At 70.7% G+C, this 20465-nt stretch carries 20 protein-coding genes; 11 read left to right on the top strand and 9 right to left on the bottom strand.

Going from position 1 to position 20465, the window contains the following annotated elements; genetic code table 11:
• Window positions 1-30: 30 nt before the first annotated feature.
• The 3 genes from ACIA1L_RS03775 to ACIA1L_RS03765 form a co-directional block, all read right to left on the bottom strand.
• On the bottom strand, window positions 31-285 hold the full coding sequence (locus tag ACIA1L_RS03775; protein WP_396070934.1) for a hypothetical protein: 255 nt from the start codon (window positions 283-285) through the stop codon (window positions 31-33).
• Window positions 286-372: 87 nt separating this feature from the next.
• Window positions 373-657, bottom strand: a complete 285-nt coding sequence (locus ACIA1L_RS03770) for a hypothetical protein (RefSeq protein ID WP_396070933.1) — start codon at window positions 655-657, stop codon at window positions 373-375.
• 14 nt (window positions 658-671) lie between these two features.
• Window positions 672-2348, bottom strand: a complete 1677-nt coding sequence (locus ACIA1L_RS03765) for a sodium:solute symporter family protein (RefSeq protein WP_396070932.1) — start codon at window positions 2346-2348, stop codon at window positions 672-674.
• 93 nt (window positions 2349-2441) lie between these two features.
• Here ACIA1L_RS03765 and ACIA1L_RS03760 point away from each other — a divergent pair, with 93 nt between their 5' ends.
• Window positions 2442-4274 carry a Xaa-Pro dipeptidyl-peptidase gene (locus tag ACIA1L_RS03760; RefSeq protein ID WP_396070931.1) on the top strand — a complete coding sequence of 611 codons (1833 nt, stop codon included), beginning with the start codon at window positions 2442-2444 and terminating at the stop codon, window positions 4272-4274.
• A 59-nt stretch (window positions 4275-4333) separates the two neighbouring features.
• Here ACIA1L_RS03760 and ACIA1L_RS03755 read toward each other — a convergent pair whose 3' ends face one another.
• Window positions 4334-5029 (bottom strand): HAD family hydrolase, encoded by a 696-nt coding sequence (locus tag ACIA1L_RS03755; RefSeq protein WP_396070930.1) that lies wholly within the window; start codon window positions 5027-5029, stop codon window positions 4334-4336.
• A gap of 146 nt (window positions 5030-5175) precedes the next feature.
• Here ACIA1L_RS03755 and ACIA1L_RS03750 point away from each other — a divergent pair, with 146 nt between their 5' ends.
• Window positions 5176-6018, top strand: coding sequence for a glycosyltransferase family 2 protein (locus ACIA1L_RS03750; protein WP_396070929.1), 843 nt, complete (start codon window positions 5176-5178; stop codon window positions 6016-6018).
• Here the strand turns inward: ACIA1L_RS03750 and fgd are convergent.
• Complete coding sequence (gene fgd, locus ACIA1L_RS03745; protein ID WP_396070928.1) at window positions 6015-7010, bottom strand: glucose-6-phosphate dehydrogenase (coenzyme-F420); 996 nt, start codon at window positions 7008-7010, stop codon at window positions 6015-6017. The genes ACIA1L_RS03750 and fgd overlap by 4 nt on opposite strands.
• 101 nt (window positions 7011-7111) lie before the next feature.
• Here fgd and ACIA1L_RS03740 point away from each other — a divergent pair, with 101 nt between their 5' ends.
• The 4 genes from ACIA1L_RS03740 to ACIA1L_RS03725 all read left to right on the top strand — a co-directional run bounded on the left by ACIA1L_RS03740 (window position 7112) and on the right by ACIA1L_RS03725 (window position 10194).
• Window positions 7112-7513, top strand: coding sequence for an ATP-binding protein (locus tag ACIA1L_RS03740; RefSeq protein WP_396070927.1), 402 nt, complete (start codon window positions 7112-7114; stop codon window positions 7511-7513).
• 122 nt (window positions 7514-7635) lie between these two features.
• Window positions 7636-8775: a PP2C family protein-serine/threonine phosphatase gene (locus ACIA1L_RS03735; protein WP_396070926.1), complete on the top strand. Its 1140-nt coding sequence runs from the start codon at window positions 7636-7638 to the stop codon at window positions 8773-8775.
• Window positions 8776-8825: 50 nt separating this feature from the next.
• On the top strand, window positions 8826-9293 hold the full coding sequence (locus ACIA1L_RS03730; protein WP_396070925.1) for a MarR family winged helix-turn-helix transcriptional regulator: 468 nt from the start codon (window positions 8826-8828) through the stop codon (window positions 9291-9293).
• 25 nt (window positions 9294-9318) lie between these two features.
• Window positions 9319-10194 carry an LLM class flavin-dependent oxidoreductase gene (locus tag ACIA1L_RS03725; protein WP_396070924.1) on the top strand — a complete coding sequence of 292 codons (876 nt, stop codon included), beginning with the start codon at window positions 9319-9321 and terminating at the stop codon, window positions 10192-10194.
• Between the two features lie 219 nt (window positions 10195-10413).
• On the opposite strand, the gene ACIA1L_RS03720 is transcribed toward ACIA1L_RS03725, so the two are convergent.
• On the bottom strand, window positions 10414-10761 hold the full coding sequence (locus ACIA1L_RS03720; RefSeq protein WP_396071003.1) for an Lsr2 family protein: 348 nt from the start codon (window positions 10759-10761) through the stop codon (window positions 10414-10416).
• Window positions 10762-10991: 230 nt separating this feature from the next.
• On the opposite strand from ACIA1L_RS03720, the gene ACIA1L_RS03715 reads away from it, so the two are divergent.
• Window positions 10992-12269: a D-alanyl-D-alanine carboxypeptidase family protein gene (locus ACIA1L_RS03715; protein ID WP_396070923.1), complete on the top strand. Its 1278-nt coding sequence runs from the start codon at window positions 10992-10994 to the stop codon at window positions 12267-12269.
• 35 nt (window positions 12270-12304) lie between these two features.
• Here ACIA1L_RS03715 and ACIA1L_RS03710 read toward each other — a convergent pair whose 3' ends face one another.
• Window positions 12305-12802: a DUF456 domain-containing protein gene (locus tag ACIA1L_RS03710; protein ID WP_396070922.1), complete on the bottom strand. Its 498-nt coding sequence runs from the start codon at window positions 12800-12802 to the stop codon at window positions 12305-12307.
• Window positions 12803-12938: 136 nt separating this feature from the next.
• Between ACIA1L_RS03710 and ACIA1L_RS03705 the strand changes: the two genes are divergently transcribed.
• Window positions 12939-13568 carry a PIG-L deacetylase family protein gene (locus ACIA1L_RS03705; protein WP_396070921.1) on the top strand — a complete coding sequence of 210 codons (630 nt, stop codon included), beginning with the start codon at window positions 12939-12941 and terminating at the stop codon, window positions 13566-13568.
• A gap of 156 nt (window positions 13569-13724) precedes the next feature.
• A complete protein-coding gene (locus ACIA1L_RS03700; protein WP_396070920.1) occupies window positions 13725-14636 on the top strand; it encodes a sigma-70 family RNA polymerase sigma factor in 912 nt (303 codons plus the stop codon).
• A 60-nt stretch (window positions 14637-14696) separates the two neighbouring features.
• On the opposite strand, the gene ACIA1L_RS03695 is transcribed toward ACIA1L_RS03700, so the two are convergent.
• On the bottom strand, window positions 14697-16991 hold the full coding sequence (locus tag ACIA1L_RS03695) for a HelD family protein (RefSeq protein WP_396071002.1): 2295 nt from the start codon (window positions 16989-16991) through the stop codon (window positions 14697-14699).
• Between the two features lie 240 nt (window positions 16992-17231).
• Between ACIA1L_RS03695 and ACIA1L_RS03690 the strand changes: the two genes are divergently transcribed.
• Window positions 17232-17747, top strand: a complete 516-nt coding sequence (locus ACIA1L_RS03690) for a hypothetical protein (protein ID WP_396070919.1) — start codon at window positions 17232-17234, stop codon at window positions 17745-17747.
• 64 nt (window positions 17748-17811) lie between these two features.
• On the opposite strand, the gene ACIA1L_RS03685 is transcribed toward ACIA1L_RS03690, so the two are convergent.
• Window positions 17812-18654 carry a sigma-70 family RNA polymerase sigma factor gene (locus tag ACIA1L_RS03685; RefSeq protein WP_396070918.1) on the bottom strand — a complete coding sequence of 281 codons (843 nt, stop codon included), beginning with the start codon at window positions 18652-18654 and terminating at the stop codon, window positions 17812-17814.
• Window positions 18655-18907: 253 nt separating this feature from the next.
• Between ACIA1L_RS03685 and ACIA1L_RS03680 the strand changes: the two genes are divergently transcribed.
• Window positions 18908-20449: a DEAD/DEAH box helicase gene (locus ACIA1L_RS03680; RefSeq protein ID WP_396070917.1), complete on the top strand. Its 1542-nt coding sequence runs from the start codon at window positions 18908-18910 to the stop codon at window positions 20447-20449.
• Window positions 20450-20465 lie beyond the last annotated feature (16 nt).

Here is a 20465-nt window from a genome sequence, read left to right as displayed (position 1 = left end):
TCATTCAGGGGCGGGGAACCGGGCGGACCTTCAGGTGTGGTTGTTGGGCGGGAGTAGGGGCAACTGACTGATTGCCATTGCATACTGGGCGATCTGCCGGCCGTTCGGCACGACGCCGACCGTCCGGAGCTGATCGTTGATGGCCTGGGCAACGGCATCCTCGGACAGACCGCGATGCGTCTGCATGACCTTGTTGACGACGTAGTCAACACGAAGCTGCATCTGCCAGCCAACGGGGCGTTGCGACGCGCCGCTGGCGAGGCTAACTGAGGCGACGGGTTCCATGCCCTGAGTATCGGAAGGCGTGTGCCGGTCTTGGAAGGTATGGCTGGGGCGCAACCCACCTGCACCCGACCCGCACCGGCTTCTCCATCAATCGGGCGGGCCCGGTTGCCGTTCAGTCTCCGCCGGGGCTTCGGTTGGTGTTTCGGCCGGGCGCCACCACTGCCAGAGCAGGAAGAGTGCGCCCAGCGCCAGCATCGCCAGCCCCATCCAGAGGTTGATCCGCACCCCGGCCGCCTTGTCGAGGTCGGCGCCGGACTCGAAGAGGCCGAGCAGGGCGACGATGAGGCCGTACACGACAAAGAGGCCGCCGATCACCCGGCGGACGTCGAACAAGCGGGCCGCGGCGGAGCGCTTCTTGAGGTCGTCGCTCATCAGGGGGTCCTCCTTCACCAGACCGGGATGTAGAGCACGAAGGCCAGGACGACGGCGATACCACCGAGCAGCGCCGGGTTGCGCCACCACACCCGGTCGGCGGCGAGCACCGCCGTGCCGGAGGTGGCGTCGCCCGCCAGGCCGTAGACCAGACCCCGCAGGTCGTTCTCCGCCTTGGGCGGAGTGACCAGGGTCACGGCGACGGCCACGACGACGGCGGTGACGAAGGCCAAGCCGGCGCCCCAGAAGCTCTCCTCGAGGTCGGAGTTGAACGCGACCAGGTCGGTCAGGTGCAGTAGGTAGAGCGTCAGTGAGGCGAGGGTGCCGAGCAGCAGGGACCAGAAGCCGGCCCAGGCGGACATCCGCTTCCAGAACATGCCGACGATGAACGTGGCGAAGAGCGGGGCGTTGATCAGCGAGAACAGCGCCTGGATGTAGTTCATGATGTTGTCGTAGCCGGCGGCGATGAACGCCGTACCGATGCTGATGATGATGCCCGCGATCGTCGCGATCCGGCCGACCCGCAGGTAGTAGTCATCCGACCGGTCCTTGCGGACGTAGGCCTGCCACAGGTCGTAGGTGAAGACCGTGTTGAAGCCGCTGACGTTGGCCGCCATGCCCGCCATGAACGAGGCGACCAGGCCGGTCACCGCGACGCCGAGCACGCCGTTGGGCAGCAGGTCGCGCATCAGCAGCGGGATCGAATTGTTGTAGGTCAGGTCACCCGACGACGCGCCTAGGCCCTTGACGGTCACGATGGCGATCAGGCCGGGAATCACGGTGATGATCGGGATGAACAGCTTCGGGAAGGCCCCGATGATCGGCGTACGCCGGGCCGCGCTCATGTCCTTCGCCGAGAGCGCCCGCTGCACCTCGGCGAAGTTCGTCGTCCAGTAGCCGAAGGAGAGCACGAAGCCGAGGCCGAAGACGATGCCGATCCAGCCGGCGCCCAGCGGATTGTCCGACCCGCCCGTGCCCTGCCAGGTGTGCAGGGCGGCATCGCCGAGCTTGCTGTCCCGGACGGCGGCGAACAGGCCGTCGATCCCGCCGACCTTGACCAGGCCGACGATGGTGAGCGGCAGCAGGCCCGCGATGATCACGAAGAACTGCAGCACCTCGTTGTAGATGGCCGACGACAGCCCGCCGATGGTGATGTAGGTCAGCACGATCGCCGCGCCGACGACGATCGACGCCCAGAGCGGCCAGCCGAGGAGCGCGTCGAGGATCAGCGCGAGGGCGTACAGGTTGACGCCCGCGATGAGGACCTGGGCGATGGCGAAGATGACCGCGTTGAGCAGGTGGGTCGGGCGGTTGAAGCGCAGCCGCAGGAATTCCGGGACGCTGCGGACCTTCGAGCCGTAGTAGAACGGCATCATCACGATGCCGAGGAAGACCATCGCCGGGACGGCGCCGATCCAGTAGTAGTGCAGGGTCATCAGGCCGTACTGGGCGCCGTTGGCGGCCATGCCGATGATCTCCAGCGCCCCGAGGTTGGCCGAGACGAACGCCAGGCCGGTGACCCAGGCCGGCATCGACCGTCCAGAGAGGAAGAAATCGGCACTGGTACGGATCGCCCGGCGGGCCGCGAACCCGACGCCGAGCACCGTGGCGAAGTAGATGACGAGGATGAGGTAGTCGAAGACGTCGAGATCGAGCCTGAGTCCGGGGCCGTCCGCCGCGAACACGCCCATGGGCACCTCCCGTGCGAGTCGGACGCGACGTACCCGAGCCGAATCTTTTTCACACCTTCCCCGCGGGCGTCGCCATGCGATCGAATGCTATCTATGTTGAAAGCTCTCCTCGCCGCCGCTCTCGTGCTGCTGGCGACCCCGATGCCGGCGCGCGCCGCGCCCAGCACCCCGCCCCCGACCGCGCCCGTCTACGACTACGCCGATGCCATCCGGGAAAGCGTCTGGGTGCAGACGCCGAACGACGCCGACGAAGACGGCACCCGGGACCGGGTAGCAGTCGACCTCGTCCGGCCCCGCACCGCGCCCGGCGTGCGAGTGCCGATCATCATGGACGGCTCGCCCTACTACGCGTGCTGCGGTCGCGGCAACGAGAGCGAGCTCAAGGAATACGACGCCAACGGCGTGATCGCCAAGGCGCCGCTCTTCTACGACAACTACTTCGTTCCCCGCGGGTACGCGTGGGCAGGCGTCGACCTGACCGGCACGAACCGTTCCACCGGCTGTGCGGACGTCGGCGGGCCGTACGAGGTGGCAGGCGCGAAGGCGGTGGTGGACTGGCTCAACGGGCGGGTGCCCGCCTTCACCGCGGACGGGACGCCGGTGTCGGCGACGGCATGGAGCACCGGCCGGGTCGGCATGATCGGCAAGTCCTGGGACGGGTCGGTCGCCAACGGCGTAGCCGCCACCGGTGTCGAGGGGCTGGAGACCATCGTGCCGATCTCCGCCATCTCCAGCTGGTACGACTACATGCGCGTCAACGGCTCCCTGCGCGGCCGCAACTACCCGTCGTACCTGCAGAACGTCGTGAGTGACCGGCTCGCCGCGTGCGAGGCGGTGACCAAGTCGCTGTCCACCGACAGCGCCGAGAGCACCGGCGACTACAACGCGTTCTGGCAGGCCCGCGACTACCGGCCCGCGGCGGGACGCGTGCATGCCAGCGTCTTCGTCGTGCACGGCGTCAACGACCTGAACGTCGCCACCGGCCAGTTCGCACGGTGGTGGGACGACCTGGCCGCCGCCGGCGTGACCCGCAAGATCTGGCTGCACCAGACCGGCCACGTCGACCCGTTCGACCTGCGCCGCGGGCCGTGGGTGGAAACCCTGCACCGGTGGTTCGACCACTTCCTCTACGGTCTGGACAACGGCATCGAGCGTGAGCCACGCGCCTCGGTCGAGACCGCTCCCGGGGTCTACACCGACGCCAAGGACTGGCCGCTGCCCGGCTCCCGCGCGATCAGGACACCCCTGGGCACCGGCCTGGTTTCCTACACCGACGAGTCGTTGTCCGAGGAAGCGGCCGTGGCGAATCCGGGGACGGTGGTCGCCGGGCGGGTGGCCGTGCGCTACGGACCGCTGACCACACCGCTGCGCATCTCGGGTACGCCGTCGGTGCAGCTCCGGGTCCGCGTCGACCGGCCCACCACCCAACTCACCGCCAAGCTGGTGGACTACGGCCCCGCGTCGCGGGTGCAGTACGACGTCGGCGAAGGCGTCCGAACCTTGACCACCGAATCCTGCTGGGGTGAGTCGACCGCGGCGGACGACGCCTGTTACTTCGACGTGGCGGAGCGGGTGGTGACCACCGACCACGCCGTGCTCACCCGCGGCTGGCAGGACGCCGCCCACCACGTGACGCTGCGCCGTACGACCCCGCTGGTGCCGGGCCGGTGGTACACGATCACCGTGCCGATCGCGGCGTACGACGCGACGCTGGCGGCTGGGCACACCCTCGGCCTGGTGCTGACCCAGAGCGATCCGGAATTCACCGAAGCGCCGGACACCGGGGCGACCGTGACCGTCGACCTGGCGAAAAGCTCTCTGGTGTTGCCGATGGTCGGGTCGACGGTGCTGCGTCCGTCGACGGCCGCGCCACGGACCACGAACGGCTTGACCGGACAGGCGCCCCGCGGACTTCGGCTGCCCTGACGGGTCGGCGCAGTGTGCTCTAGCGGGTCAGCGCAGTTTGCGCACCTTGCTCTAGCGGGTCAGCGCAGTTTGCGCACCGCGTCGACGGTCAGCTCGCCCAGGTCGTGCACGACCAGCGCGGCCAGGGCGAGCGCGTCGGCGGCGGGTGGGTAGACGCCGTGCGGCACCGCCACGACGGCGAGGCCGGCGGCACCCGCGGCGCGCAGTCCGTTGCTGGAGTCCTCGACCGCGGCGCAGGCGCGCGGGTCGAGGCCGAGACGTTCGGCGGCGGCCAGATAGACGTCCGGCGCCGGCTTGCCGCGGGCGACCTCTTCGGTGGAGAGCGTGACCCGGAAAGCGTCCGTCAACCCCGCGGTGTCCAACACCTGGTCGATGAGGATGCGGGCCGACGAACTGGCTAACGCGAGCGGGAAATGCGCCGCGAGCCGCCGGACGGTGTCCACCGAGCCGGGGATCAGCGGCAGCGCGTCGCGGTAACGCGCGGCCATCCGGCCCAGCACGTCGGCGGCCACCTGCTCGGCGCTGCGGGGCACACCGACGTCGTCGCTCAGGTGCCGTGACCACTCACCGGTGCTCATGCCCATCATCCGGGTCTGACTGTCCGGGAGGAACTGGCGCCCGTGCTCGGCGACGTAGCCGCGGCGTACGTCCTCCCAGACCTCTTCGGTGTCGATGATGACGCCGTCCAGGTCGAAGACCACCGCCTCGATCGATGTCACGAACGCTTCCCTCCGCCGGCCGACATTGAGCACCATACCGAGATCCGCGACCGGTTGACGCACCGTAGTCAGTTGGTAAGTTGTGATCCGTCCCAGAGACCCCTGCCCACCGCCGCCGAGGAGCCCCCATGCCTCCCTCGTCGCGACGCCCGACGCCGCCCACCGGCGCACCGTCACCGCGTGTGACCGTCGTGATCCCCGCCCTCAACGAAGAGGACAACCTGCCGCTCGTGCTCGAGAACCTGCCGCCCGTCGACGAGGTCGTCGTCGTGGACGGCCGGTCCGACGACGACACCGTTGCCGTGGCCCGTGAAGTGCGCCCCGACGTGATCGTCGTGCGGCAGACCCGCTCGGGCAAAGGCAACGCTCTGGCCTGCGGTTTTGCCGCTGCCACCGGCGACATTGTGGTGACCGTCAACGCCGACGGCTCGGCCGACCCGGGCGAGATCCTGCGGTTCGTCGATGCCCTGCTCTCCGGAGCCGAGGCCGCACACGGCTCCCGTTTCCGCCATGGCGGCGAGCACCGGGATGCCCGCGCGGCTGAGCGCCTCGGGCACGCGATGGTGAGCCGGCTCGCCAACCTGATGTTCGGCACCCGGTTCACCGACCTCACCTGCAGCTACAACGCGTACTGGCGAGAGTTACTGCCCGTGCTCGACCTGCCGGGGCCGGAAGTGCCCGGGCTCAAGCGCGGCCGCCGGGCCTGGGGCGACGGTCCCGAGATCGAAACCCTGATCACCGTACGGATGGCGACCCGCGGGTTGAAGGTGGTCGAAGTCGCCACGGTCGGCTACCCGCGTATCCACGGCGACCGGCAGCGGCGCCTGTTCCCCGGTGCCCTGCTGGTGCTGCGCACGGTGGCGATCGAGTATGCCCGCCGCCGCCGGACTCGCCCGGCTGCCCGGCCGCCCGCCGTGGCCGTGCCGGAACAGGGCCGGCGGGCGGCGCGGCATTCCGTGCCGCCGCCGCCCCGCACCCGCCGCGATTCCCGGGTGATCCGCGGCGAGCGGCGCGACGAGGTCTAGCGGTTGCGCAGGCGCGGAAGCACCTGCTCGCCGTAGATCTTGAGGAAGCGGTCCTGGTCCGGGCCGGGCGCGTGGAACACCAGATGCTGGAAACCCATATCCAGGTACTCGGCGACCTTCGCGGCGTGCTCGGCCGGATCGGAAGACACGATCCAGCGCGTCACCGTACGGTCCACCGACAGCGCATCCGCCCGACGTTGCATCTCGATCGGGTCCTCGACGCCGGTCTTCTCCTCAGGCGACAGGGCGAGCGCACCCCAGTAGTGCGTGTCGTTGCGGGCCTTCTCCAGGTCCGGGTCGAATGAGACTTTGACCTCGATCATCAGGTCGAGGTCGGTGAGCGGGCGACCCGCCTTCTCCGCACCCTCGCGTACGGCTGGCAGCAACGTGTCGGTGTAGAGCGCGTGGCCCTTGCCGCTCGTGGTGATGAAGCCGTCGGCGACGCGGCCGGCCAGCCGGGTGGCGGCCGGGCCGGAGGCACCGATGTAGATCGGCACCGGCTGCTCCGGCTTGTCGTAGATGGTGGCCAGCTCGGTGCGGTAGTACGTTCCCTCGAACGTCACCCGGTCCTCGGTCCAGAGCTTGCGGATGAGCGCGACCGCCTCCTTGAGCCGGGCGAATCGCTCCTTGCCCTCGGGCCAGGTCAGGCCGAGCGGCACCTCGTTGAGCGACTCGCCGGACCCCACGCCGAGGATGACCCGCCCGGGGGCGAGGCAGCCGAGCGTGGCGAACGCCTGAGCGATGACGGCCGGGTGATAGCGAAACGTCGGGGTCAGGACGCTCGTGCCGAGCAGGACCCGCTCGGTGCTGGTTGCCAACGCGCCGAGCCAGGGCAACGCGGCCGGAGCGTGCCCGCCGTCGTGCCGCCACGGCTGCAGGTGATCACTGACGAACACCGAGTCGAAGCCCTGCCGCTCCGCCTCGATGCCGTAGCCCAGCAGTTCCCGCGGGGCGAACTGTTCCGCCGATGCCTTGTAGCCGAACCGAATCATGCACCGACCCTATCGCCGTCGCACACCAGGTGTGGTTAGCCCGGCAGCTGACCGGGAACACAGGGAGTCGGACGCGATGCACGCGGGAGGAGAAGGATCGTATGCGTATTTCGGTGCACCTCAACCTGCCCCGCGAGGTCGGCAGTGTCCCGGCGGTCCGAAAGCTGCTGCGCTGTGCGCTGTCGGTGCTCCAGGTGGACTCCGAAGCCGGCCAGGACCTGGAGATCGCGCTGACCGAGGCCTGCGCCAACGTGGTCAACCATGCCGCGGGAGCGGACAGCATCGAAGTCACCCTCGACGTCGCCGAGGATCGCTGTGCGATCGACGTCGCCGACAACGGCACCGGATTCGTCGCGGGCGGGGTCGACGCGCCCGAGCCGGACAGCGACCGGGGCCGCGGCCTGTTCCTCATCCAAGCGCTGAGCGAGAACGTCCGGATGCAGTCCACCCCCCGCAGCGGCAGCCTCATCCACTTCGAGAAGTCGTTCGCCACCGCGCGCTGAGACAACCGCTCCCACCTGTTCCACCCCAGCCGCGCGGCCCCGCGCGGGACGGCTGCACGCGTTCCCTATTATTCTTGCTCTACAGCAAATATTGCCGTCGTCCCGTACGGAAGTGGGGTCCCTTGTCCGACCGTCCGACGCCCCTGGGTGCGTTGCTGCGAGCGGCACCACCGGACCGGCTGCCCGAGGTCGCGGCCGAGCATCTCCGGCGGCAGTACTCCGCCGGCCGGGTGGAGGTCCTCCTCGGCGACCTGAACCTCACCGCTCTGAAGCCCGTGCTCGACCTGGACGGCCCCACTGGAGGCGTCCTCGCCCAGCGGTGCTTCGGCAGCCAGCGGCCGGTGATCGACATCGCAGCCGACACCAACCGGGCCTACCTGCCGCTGAGCGCCTGGGGCGAACGGCTCGGCGTCCTCGTCGTCGAGACGCCCCTGCCCGCGGGAACCAGCCTCACCGAGGAACTCTCGGGGGTCGCCGACGAACTGGCCGTCGCCCTGCGAGCTGCCGACGTGGCGACCGACCGCTACCGGCGCGCGCAGCGCCGCGAGCGCCTCACCATGGCCGCCGAACTGCAATGGGAACTGCTGCCCGGCCGTTCGCTCGGCGACGACCGGTTCCTGGTCGCCGGCCAGCTCCAGCCGGCGTACGCGGTCTTCGGCGACCACTACGACTGGTCGCTGGCCGGCGACCGGCTCACCGTGACGGTGCTCAACGGGCACGGCGACGGTCTCGAAGCGGCGCTGCTCACCACGGTCGCGGTCAACGCGATGCGCAACGCCCGCCGGGCCGGCGCCAACATCGTCGAGCAGGCCGAACTCGCCTCCGACGCCGTCTACGCACGCTTCGGTGGTGCCGGGCACGCTGCCACCCTGCTGTTGCAGATCGACCTGGTCGGCGGTCGAGTCGAAGCGGTCGACGCCGGTTCGCCGCGGGCCGTGATCGCCCGGGACCGGGAAATCCAGCCCGTCACCCTCGAGCAGCAACTCCCCCTCGGCATGTTCGGCGAGACCCGCTACGAAATCCAGCGCTTCACCCTCGAACCGGCCGACCGACTGCTGGTCGTCAGCGACGGAGTGCACGCCGCGACGCCCGCCGGACGGTCCCCGTACGGTGAATCCGCCCTGCTGACCGCGTTGCGCCGGACGCGGTTGCAGCCGGCCACCGAGGCAGTGGGTACCGTGATGCGCAACCTCCGCGAATACCACGGAGGGGTGGAGCCCGAAGACGACGCGGTCACCGTCTGCCTCGACTGGCGGCGATGACCCCGTACGGTGGGGCTGCACACACCAGTACCTGCGCACAGGGGACCGGTATGGAACGCCTGACGGACGTGGCTGCGGCGGTGGAGTCGACGGTCGAGTCGTTGCTGGGCGTTTTCGAAAGCGCCCGGCTGGCTCAATCGCCGGCAGTCCCACCCGCGCAGCTGCGCGTCCTGACGATCATCTCGCGCAACGCGCACACCAACATGAACCGCCTGGCCGAGGCGCTGGATGTGGTGCCGTCGTCGGCCAGCCGGCTCTGCGACCGGCTCGAGGCGACCGGCCTGCTGCGCCGGGTGCCGGACCCCAGAGACCGTCGCGAGGTCCGGCTGCTGCCCACGCCGGCCGCCCACCGGCTGCTCGAAGAGCTGCGGGAACGTCGCCGGCTGGCGCTCGCCGAGGTCCTCGAACGGATGAGTCCGGCCCGCCGCGCCGAACTCGTGCGGGCACTCGCCGCCTTCGACGACGCCGCGACGACGACCGCCTCGGACGGCGACAGCGACGGCTTGCGGACGGCTTGATCACCCGCTGCGGTACGGTCCCCCGATGCGCATCGGCATCGTGATCCTCCCGGAACAGCGGTGGGCCTCGGCACGGCACCGCTGGCGGCAGGCCGAGGAATTCGGCTTCGACCACGCCTGGACGTACGACCACCTCGGCTGGCGGGATCTCGTGGACGGTCCGTGGTTCGACGCGATCGCGACCCTCACCGCCGCGGCCACCGTCACCGAGCGGATCAAGCTGGGCACGTTCGTCGCGTCGCCGAACTTCCGCCACCCGGTGCACCTGGCCCGTGAAGCGCTCGCCGTCGACGATGTCTCGGACGGCCGACTGCTGCTGGGTGTGGGTGCGGGCGGCACCGGCTTCGACGCCGAGGTGCTGGGCCAGGCGCCGCTGACGCCCCGCGAACGGGTGGACCGCTTCACCGAGTTCGTCGAGTTGATCGGCCGCCTCACCGCCGAGGACCACGTCTCGTACGCGGGCGAGCACTACCGTGCGGTGGACGCCCGTACCCTGCCGGGACCGGTCCAGCAGCCCCGGCCGCCGCTGATCGTCGCCGCGAACGGCCCACGCGCCCTGAAGGTGGCGGCGAAGTACGGCGACGGCTGGGTCACGACGGGCGCGCAGGCGCAGGACAGCGAACAAGCGTGGTGGCAGTCCGTTCGCGAGGCGAGTGACCGATTCGGCGCCGCTCTGGAGCGCAGCGGTCGGGCGCCCGTGGCCCGCTATCTCAATCTGGACTCGTCGCCGGTTTACTCGCTGAGCAGCGTCGGAGCGTTCGAGGATGCGGTGGGCCGCGCGGCCGAGCTGGGATTCACCGACGTGATGACGCACTGGCCGCGGGCGATGAGCTGGTATGCCGGCGACGAGAAGGTGCTGGAAAAAGTGGCGGAGCTGCTGCCGCGCCTGCGGGAATGTTGAGCACCGAACCGGCAGCGAATCGCGCGGAAGTCCTGGCCTTTCTGCGCAGGACCCCGGCCGATCCGGCCTTTCCGGTCGTCAACTGTGCGCCGGGCCCGCGCGGGCGGGAGTCGTCCGGCATTCGCAGATAACACGAAGCCGGGGCACGAGCCCCGGCATTCACCATCTGCGATGCCTTGACAGCGGACCGCTATTTCCGGCGGACGGCCCCGCCGGCGGTCAGCGACCGTGCGCCGCCCGATAGGCGCTGCTGACACTCTGCGGGATACGACCGCGTTCCGAGATCTGGTGCCCGTGCTCGGCCGCCCACTCGCGGATCAGCCGATTTTCGTCGCGACTGCCGGCAGTGCGCACCGGCGTTGTCCGTGCCACCGCGCGACCCGCTCCGGACCGACCGATTCGCGTGCCGGCCGTGATGAACGGATCCAGTGCCTTGCGAAGCTTGCCGGCATTGGTCTCGGACAGATCGATGGTGTAGGCCGTGCCGTCGAGGCTGAACTCCACTGTCCGATCGGCTGGCTTTCCGTCGATGTCGTCGATGAGGGTGGTGATTACCTGCCGCGCCATAACGACTCCTGAAGAGAATTCGCGAGAACCGCGCTCAGTGTGGCGCGCGATCGACTCCGCGCGCAACAGTTCTGCCGTAGTTCACAGAATATCGCCGACGGCGGGCAATTATCGAGCCATGCCCCCGACGAATTGCTGCCGCGCAATTTGCGCGCAATCGCCGGCCCGGCCCCGGACGGACGGACCGGACTTCGCCCGAGCCGGGCCAGTCGTTCGTTAGGGTCGATCGCATGGACCGGGCCCGTCGCCTCGCCGCGGCCGTCGCGGCAGCGCTCACCCTAGGCAGCGGCGCTTCTTTCGCCCCGCCAATCTTTCCCGCTGCGGCGTCGGCAGCCGCATCCGCTCCAGCGGTCGTGCCGTGCCCCCGTCCGAAGGTGCAGCCACCCGCAGGCCGCCCCGCGCGGCCCACCCCGCCGAAAAACGACCCGGTGTTACGCGCGGTCGGCGGCGATGCCATGGCGACCGACGGGCTGGTGGTCCCGGCCGGCACTCGACGGCCGCCAGCGCTGACCGCAACCAGCTGGCTGGTCGCCGACCTCGACACGGGCGAGGTGTTAGGTGGCTGCGGACCCCACGTGTACGGCACCCCAGCCAGCGTGCAGAAGCTGCTGCTCGCCGCCACGATGATCGGCAAACTCGAGCCGCGTCGGACGGCCACCATCACGCAGGGCGACCTCGACATAGAGCCGGGCAGCTCCGCCGTGGGCCTCGTCAAGGGCGGCAAGTACCCGGTCTCCGCCCTCTGGCTCGGGCTGCTGCTCAACTCCGGCAACGAGGCGGCGAACGCGCTGGCCCGCCTCGGCGGTGGGGCGGGCGGGCTGAAGGCCGGCATCGCGGCCATGAACGCCGAGGCGAAACGGCTCGGCGCCTTCCAGACGCACGCGGTCACCGCCTCGGGACTGGACGGCCCCGGCCAATTCACCAGCGCGTACGACCTGGCGCTGATTGCTCGGGTGTGCTTCGCCGACCCGGCGTTCCGCCGGTACGCGCTGACCCGGTCGGCTCGGATCCCCGCGCAGAAGAAGCCGAAGCGCAGTGGCTTCCAGATTCAGAACGAGAACGACCTGATCTACGCGTACCCGGGGGTGCTCGGCGGCAAGACCGGCTTCACCCAACTCGCCCGGCACAGCTACGTGGGCGCGGCGGAGCGCGGCGGTCGGCGGCTGGTCGCGACATTGCTCGGTGCCGAATCCCGCCCCCTGCGCGGCTGGCAGCAAGGCGCCGCCTTGTTGGACTGGGGGTTCTCCCTGCCGCGAGACGCCTCAGTGGGCAAGCTCGTGGACCCGGACGGCAGTGACGCCACCGGTACGGCCACCGCCGCCGCCTCGGCGCCACCGGCCCCGGCAACTCCCCCGCCGTCTCCGGCCGTCGCCCGATCCGCCCCCGAGCCCACGCTGCCCGCCGGGATCGCCGCGGCCCTGGCGGTCACCCTGGCCGCCGCGCCGGTGGCAGTGCTGCTGACCCGGCGCCACCGGCGGCGGATCCGCCGCACCCGGCTGCTGCCGTAAACGCAGCCGCCAGCGGCCGGCTCGCTGCCGGAGGGTCAGGTCGCTACGAGGCCGAAGACCCAGATCACGGCGATGCCGAGTGCCGCGGCGAGTTCGATCGCCATCGACAGGCCCACGGCGCCGAGCGCCTGTCGGGTCGACGGCCAGGCCTGGCCCGGTCCCAGCCGGGCCCGCTCGGCGAGGAACAGGCCGAGGACGAAGCCGAGGATCAGACCCACCACCGGCACGACGAAGAAGCCCACGACGCCGAGCACGCCACCGGCCAGGAGCGAGCTGTTCGGCACGCCGGTGTTCTTGAGGCGCTTGCCCGGCCAAAGGTACTTCACGGCCGTACCGCCGATCGCCACCACCGTGGCGAGGATCAGCACGATCCAGCGGCCGCCCGACGCGTCGCCCAGCAGCGCCCACAGGAGCACCGCGGCCCAGCACAACACCAAGCCGGGCAGCACCGGGAGCAGTACGCCGAGGACGCCGGCCAGCATGAGCACGCCGGCGATGAGAGTGACGGTCGTACCGGTGTCGCTGAGGTCCATGTGACCAGCCTGCCGTAGCCGCGCCACAACCCTCAACCGCGGGGTGCGCCCGCCGATGGACACTCAGCGCCGCCGACCCCGGCCCGGCGCGTTCCGCTCGGCTCGGCCGAGCACAGGGCGAGGCGAGGAGGCTCCCGTGGCACGCAGCGTCCTGGCTGTCGGCGCCCATCCGGGCGACCTCGAGCTCGGTTGCGGCGGCACGCTCGCCGCGCACCGGGCCGCCGGGGACGCCGTCACCATGCTGGTCCTGTCCTGTGCCGGACCTGAGCATCCGCGGACTGCCCGGGCCGAGGCTGCCGCCCGCGCCCTCGACTGTCTGCTGGTGTGGGGCCCGGACGCGGCCGAGCGCCGCCGCAAGCCGGACCGTCGGACCCGGGTCCGCGGGACCGACCGGCGTGTCAGGAACCTGCCGCCGGGCACCTGGGACGGCGCCGCAGTGGCGGCTATCGAGAACGTGCTGACCGGCGTCGACGCCGACGTCATCTACGTGCCCGCCGCGGACGACACGGATGCCGACCGGCGGGCTGCCGCGGCGGCCACCAGTTGTGCAGCCCGGCACAGCGGGCGAATTCTGCACTATCCCGGCGAGACCACCGGGAAGTTCGACCCCACCGTGTACGTCGACATCACCGCACACCTCGAGCGCAAGCTTGCCGTCGTAGGCGATCCCGAGTTGCCCACCGCCACCGCCCGGCACTACGGCGCCCAGGCGCGGGTGCGCTACGCCGAGGCTTTCGCGCCCACACGCTTCCTCTGGGACGTCTGAAAGTGGCCGCAAGCGCGGCTTGAGAGAAAGTGACGAAGCAACCGGTCGGCAACTGTACGCGACCAGTTCCTCCACCCTGGGTCACGCAAAGTTTCTCCCTGTCAGCCGGTGCCGCCCACCAGCCACGGGCCACCGACAACAACCGGGGGAAACGACATGACCAGCACCATGATGACGACCGTTGCCGACATTGCTGCCGACACCGCGACCACCGTGCCGGCCCTGTCCGCCCGCGAGCAGGAAGAGCTCATCCGCACGCACATGCCGCTGGTCGGTCACCTGGTGCGCGACATGCTCACCCGCATCCCCAACCACATCCACCGCGACGACCTCACCAGCGCCGGCCTGCACGCGCTGGTCACCGCGGCCCGCGGCTGGGACCCGACGCGGGGCATCCCGTTCCACCGCTTCGCCACCACCCGCATCCGCGGCGCGATCCTCGACGAGCTGCGCTCGCTCGACTGGGCGACCCGCTCGGTGCGCACCAAGGCCCGCGCGACCGACGCCACCCGGCAGAACCTGACCACCACGCTGGGCCGTACCCCCACCGCGGAGGAGCTGGCGCAGGCGCTCGGCACCACCACGACCGAGCTGAACCAGACCGACAACGACGTGCAGCGCGCCACCGTCCTGTCGCTGCAGGGCTTCACCACGAGCAGCGCCGACGACCTGGTCACCGAGCCCACCCCCGGCCCGGAGGACATGCTGATCCGCCGCGAGCAGATCGGTTACCTGCACCACGCGATCGACTCGCTGCCGGAGCGCCTGCACTACGTCATCTCCGAGTACTTCCTCAAGGAGCGCCCGATGGCGGAGATCGCCGCCGACCTGGGCGTCACCGAGAGCCGCATCTCGCAGCTGCGCGCCGAGGCACTGTCGCTGCTCAAGGACGGCCTGAACACCCACCTCGACCCGCACCTGGCCCCGGTGCCGGAGAACCCGGAGGGCATCACCGCCCGTCGGCGCGCCGGCTACTACGCCGCCATCGCCGGCAACACCACGATGCAGTCGCGGCTGTCCCTGACCAACACCTACGGCCACACCCCGTACGCCCGCGGCGCCGCCTGAGTCGGCTTGAAGTACGTACGAAAGGGGCCAGCGCACCTGCGCTGGCCCCTTTCGGCTGTCTCACGTCAGGGCACCCAGCACCTTGGGCAGGTCCGCCGTGTGCAGGACGCCGAGCCGGCGGGTCGCCCGGGTCACCGCGACGTAGAGATCACTGAGACCGCGCGGGCTCTCGGCGAGGATGTCGGCGGGCTCCACCACCAGCACGCTGTCGAATTCCAAACCCTTCGCCTGCCGTACGGTCATCAGCACGACGTGGTCTCGCAGATCCGGCTGCTCCCCCACGGCCGCGCCCGGAATCGCGGCGATGAGCGCGGCGCCCAACGCGTCTTCGAGAGCGGCTGGCACCAGCACCCCCACGCGCCCCTCGGGCACCGCGTCCACCTCCCGGCGTACCGTCGTGATCAGTCTTTCCGCGAGCTTGGCCGCCGGAACCCGGCTCGCCCACGGCGCACACCCGGACTCGCGGACCGAGCGGGGCGGCGACAGCGCCGGGTCGACCGCGGCCAGCACGTCCGCAGCGACCGCCATGACCTCGGCGGGCGTCCGGTAATTGACGGTCAGCTCGGCCAGCCGCCAGCGCTGCTCCACGTACGGCTCGAAGACCTGGTCCCAGGTGGTGGTGCCGGCCAGCTCCCCGGTTTGCGCCACGTCGCCGACCACCGTCATCGACCGGCTCGGGCAGCGGCGCATCAGCAGCCGCCAGGCCATCGGGGACAACTCCTGCGCCTCGTCGACGATCACATGGCCGAAGACCCAGGTCCGGTCGGCGGCAGCGCGCTCGGCCGCGGTCCGGGTGTCGATCACCTCGTGCCGCTCCACGAACGCGCTCGCATCCACGACGTCCAGCGCGGACAGGATCTCGTCCTTCTCCTCGGACTCGTCCTCGAAGTCGAGCGACCGGGAACCTTCGACGATCTCGAGGACGCCTTCGGCGTACTCGATGGCCTGCCGGCGTTCGCGCGCCACGGCCCGAGCCCGCAGGGTTTCGTCCACGCCGAGCAACTCGGCAAGCTCGTCCAGGAGCGGCACGTCGGCGGGAGTCCACCGAGCCGACCGGTCCCGCAGCAACAGCGCCCGCTCATCCGGGGTCAACGCTTCGGCGGCGGATTCCAGCCGGTCGGCGTCGCTGAGCAGCTCCCGCAGCACCTGCCGGGGGGTGAGGACCGGCCACAGGTCGAACAGTGCCCGCTGCACGTCCTCGTCTTCGCGCAGTTCCCGCCGGGTCTCTGCCAGGTCGGCCTCTTCCAGCAGGTTGTCACCGCCGAGCGGGTCAGCGCCGATTCGCTCGGCGATCTGCAAGGACAGCGCGTGGATGGCCTCGGTGACGAACATCTGCCGGGCGACGTTGTGCGGGCGGCCGGACAGGCGGGCGGCGGACCGGGCGTCCTCGCAGACCGCCCGCTCGATGCGCAGCGGATAGCCCTCGTGGTCCACCTCGACGAAATCGTCCGGCACGGTCTGCCAGTCGGCGACGGCCCGGGTCAGCACGTCGAGCATCGCGACCCGGCCCTTCAACTCCGCGGTCCGGGCGGGCTCGGCTGCCCGGGCCGTCACGCCCGGGAACATGTCGCCGAGCGTGGCGAGGAACACGCCGGTCTCCGCGAGCGACGGCAACACCTGCGAGATGTACCGCAGGAACGTCGCGTTGGGACCGAGGATCAGCACGCCCTGCTTGGTGAGCTGGGCGCGGTGCGTGTAGAGCAGGTAAGCGGCCCGATGCAGCGCGACGGCGGTCTTACCGGTGCCCGGCCCGCCCTGCACCACCAGGACACCGGGCAGCCCGGACCGGATGACCTCGTCCTGCTCGGCCTGGATGGTCTCGACGATGTCGCGCATCCGCCCGGTCCGCCCGGCAGTGAGCGCGGACAACAAGGCGGCCTCGCCGGTCACGTCCTCGCGTCCGCCCGTTCCCCGGGCCGCAAGGTCGAGCACTTCGTCGTCGATGCCCACGAGCAACCGGCCCTTGGTACGCAGTTGCCGGCGGCGGGTCACCCCCTCGGGGGACACCGCGGTGGCGAGGTAGAACGGCCGCGCGGCCGGAGCCCGCCAGTCGATCAACAGGGGATCGAGGTCGCGGTCCTCGGCGAACATTCCGAGTCGCCCGATGTAGCGCGGGCTGTCGGCGGCAAAGTCGAGCCGGCCGAAACACAATCCGTTCTCCACGGCATTCATCTGCGCCAGCTGCTCGGCCCAATGACTGCGGGTCGCCTCCCGCTGCGAACGGCCCTGCGGGGTGCCGCCCGCCTCCAGCAATACCGCGCGCAAACGCTCATCGGCCTGCTCGCGGAGCTCGTCGAGGCGGGCGTAGAGGGCGGTCAGATAGGCCTGTTCGGACTCGATGTCATCGTTCCGCAAGGTGTCCGTACCGTCGGCGGAGCTTGACAAAACCACTCCCTCTTGTGCTAACATTCGCCAGGTCAGCAGCCATTCGTGGCTGCTTTTTTGTTCCCCGGCGGAAACGCTCAGAATAGCCGATGGACGTTTCCGCCGGCGACTGAGCGCCCGAGGGGTTACGGCCTCCAGGCCCACTGTCAGGAATCCGTCAGCAGCGACACTTGCCGTTACGTGTCCCGCGGTCTCGGGTTGAACCGGGTCATGAACCACAACCACCCGTTCCGCCGCACCGCCGCCCTGGCGCTCGCCGCCACCGCCGCACTCGCCTTCTCCGCCGCCTGCTCCGACGATGCCGAAACCCCCGCGGGCAACGCCGCAGCGGCCGCGGAGGGCGGCCCCGAGGCCAAGAACCTCGACGGCGCCAAGAAAGCCGCGCAGAACGTCTTCGACCGCTTCAGCGGCGGCGACTTCGCCGGCGCCTGGGAGATGTACACGGCCGCCGGCAAGGCCGCCATCACCAAGGACGACTACGTCAAGCTCAACGAAGCCTGCTCCCGCAAGGGCCTGTCGATCACGCTCAGCAGCGCCCGTATGGAGGGCACGGACAAGGCCGTCGTCATCGCCAAGCAGCTGGTAGCCGCCCAGTCGTACACGATGGTCTACGAGGAGACCGCCTGGAAGCTGGAGCCCGCCAAGGAAGGCCTGGCCCTCTACGCCAAGGGCGCCGACAAGGCCATCGCCGCCCAGAAGAAGGCCGGCACCTGCGCCAACGCCTGACCCCCGGCAATGCCACGAGGCTCGGTCACCGGTCGGTGGCCGAGCCTCGACGTCGCACCGGCGATCAAGCCGCGACGGGCAGACCGTCCGGGCCGGTGATCGCGAGCCGGTCCCGCAGCGTGCCCCGGGTCGCGATCTGGTCGTAGTACGCCGCACGGCGACGCGCCACGCACCCGTCCTTGGCCGACGTCGCGATCCCCGGCTCCAAGTGCGTGTTCAGGCCGTCCTTCAACAGCGACAGCGCCTCGGCCCGCAACTGCGACACCCGGGACTCCGTGACACCGAGATCAGCGGCGATCTGCGCCATCGGCCGCTCGTCGAAGAAGTAGCCGGTGATGACCGCCTTCAACCGGTCCGGCAGCACCTCCACCGCGTGCCGCAAGTACCCCATCCGCTCCCGGCGCAGCAGCATGTCCTCGGGACCGAGGCTCGGCTCCGTCACCATGTCGTCCGCGCCCGCCGTCGCGAAGCCCTGCAGGCTGAACACGACCGCGCGCTGCACATCATCGTCGGCCGACTCGATGTCCTCGACCGAACAGCCCAGCCGCTCGGCCACCTCGGCCAGCGTCGGCGTACGGCCCAACTCGGCGGTCAACTCCTGGCGGGCCGAGTCGGTCCGGCGAGCACGCTGGCGCACCGAACGGCTCGCCCAGTCCAGCCCGCGCAACTCATCCAGCAGCGCGCCACGGACCCGGGCGGCGGCAAACCGCGCAAACGGCACACCGCGCGAATCGTCGAACCCGCGGGCGGCCGCTACCAGCGCTGCGTACCCGGCTGAGAGCAGGTCGTCACGGTTCACGTGGGAAGGCACCCGGGCCAGCATCTCGCGGACCAGGTGACCGACGAGCGGCATGTGCGCCCGTACGGTGTCCTCGCGACGGCGGTCGACCTCAACAACACCGCTCATTGGGGGTCTCCTCCCAGTACCTGGCCGGGTCGGGGGGAGACACCGGCGCTGGGAAGAACAGTCCGGTCCGGGAGGTGCAGGCGGGGTCACACTCGGGTGCAGCGGGGTTGCTAACGGCGCATGGGTACACTTGATCTCGCGGTCACGACCAGTTCTGCCTCGGGCCGCGTACGGATCGACCACCACGCGCCGCGACCCGTGAGGTCTGCGCCGGGCAGGACGACCCCCTCAACCGTTCGGAGTTCACACCTACATGTCCTCGTTCATCGACCTCGGCCTGCCCGCAAAACTGGCCGAGGTGCTCGCCGGTCTCGGCATCACCGCCCCGTTCCCGATCCAGAGCGCCACGCTGCCCGACTCCCTCGCGGGCCGGGACGTGCTCGGCCGGGGACGCACCGGCTCCGGCAAGACGTACGCCTTCGTGCTGCCCGTCGTGGCCCGCCTCGCCCAGTCCGGCACCCCGCGCAAGCCGGGCCGGCCCCGGGCGCTCATCCTCGCGCCGACCCGCGAGCTGGCCACCCAGATCGACGCCACCCTGGCGCCGCTCGCCACCGCGATGGGCCTGCGCACCCTCACCGTCTTCGGCGGTGTCGGGCCGAACCCGCAGATCAAGGGCCTGAAGGCCGGCGTCGACATCGTCGTGGCCTGCCCGGGCCGGCTCGCCGACCACCTGCAGAGCGGGCACGCCAGCCTCGACTCGGTGGAGATCACCGTCCTCGACGAGGCCGACCACATGGCCGACCTCGGCTTCCTCCCGGTGGTCCGGCGACTGATGGACGCCACCCCGCGGACCGGCCAGCGGATGCTGTTCTCGGCCACTCTCGACGGCGGCGTCGACGTGCTCGTCAAGCGATTCATGCCGAAGCCGGTCACCCACCACGTGGACTCGGCCGCCGAGGCGCCGATCGAAATGGCCCACCACGTGCTGCACGTCCAGCACGACGACCGGTTCCCGGTCCTCGTCGACCTGGTCGCCGCACCGGGCCGCACGGTCGTGTTCACCCGCACCAAGCGCCGGGCCAAGACGCTGACCCGGCAGCTCGTCGCGGCCGGAGTGCCGGCCGTCGAGCTGCACGGCAACCTCGCGCAGAACGCCCGCAACCGCAACCTGTCCGCGTTCTCCGACGGCAGCGCGCAGACCCTCGTCGCGACGGACATCGCAGCCCGCGGCATCCACGTGGACGACGTGGCGTTGGTCATCCACGCCGACCCGCCGGTGGAACACAAGGCCTACCTGCACCGCTCCGGCCGCACCGCCCGGGCCGGCGCGCAGGGCACGGTCATCACGCTGATGACCGACGACCAGCAGGGCGACGTGCGCGACCTGACCCGTAAGGCCGGCATCAAGCCGACCACCACCCGTACCCGACCGGGCGACGCTTTGCTCGCCAAGCTGGCGCCGGGCGAGCGCAGCTTCTCCGCGCCGGTCTCGCCGGTCGCCGCCGCCGAGCCCACTGCAGGAACGGGCGAGGCCCGTTCCGGACGACCGCGCCGAGCCCGCGGCCGGGGTGCGAGTCGGCCGGCCGCTGTCGGCCACGACCAGGGCACCCCGAAGAGCGGCGGCCGAGGTCAGGGCGACGGATCGGCGCACGGTGGCCGGTCGCAGGCTCCCCGCGGCGGGCAGAGCGGCACCCGCGGCGGCCAGTCGACGCGGTCCGGCAGCCAGAGCAGCGGCCAGCCGCGCTCGCGGCGCAGCGGCGGCGGCACCGGCTCGACGCCGGTGCACTCCACGCAGACCGGCGGCGCAGCTGCCTTCTCAGCGGGTACCCGGGTGGGCGGGCGACGCGGCCGCTAAGTTCTGCCCGCGCCAG

The organism is Actinoplanes sp. NPDC051859, assembly GCF_044452725.1.
Taxonomy (GTDB): domain Bacteria; phylum Actinomycetota; class Actinomycetes; order Mycobacteriales; family Micromonosporaceae; genus Actinoplanes.
Note: the sequence above shows the minus strand (reverse complement) of the source record. Positions and strands in the feature narration are given on the sequence as shown.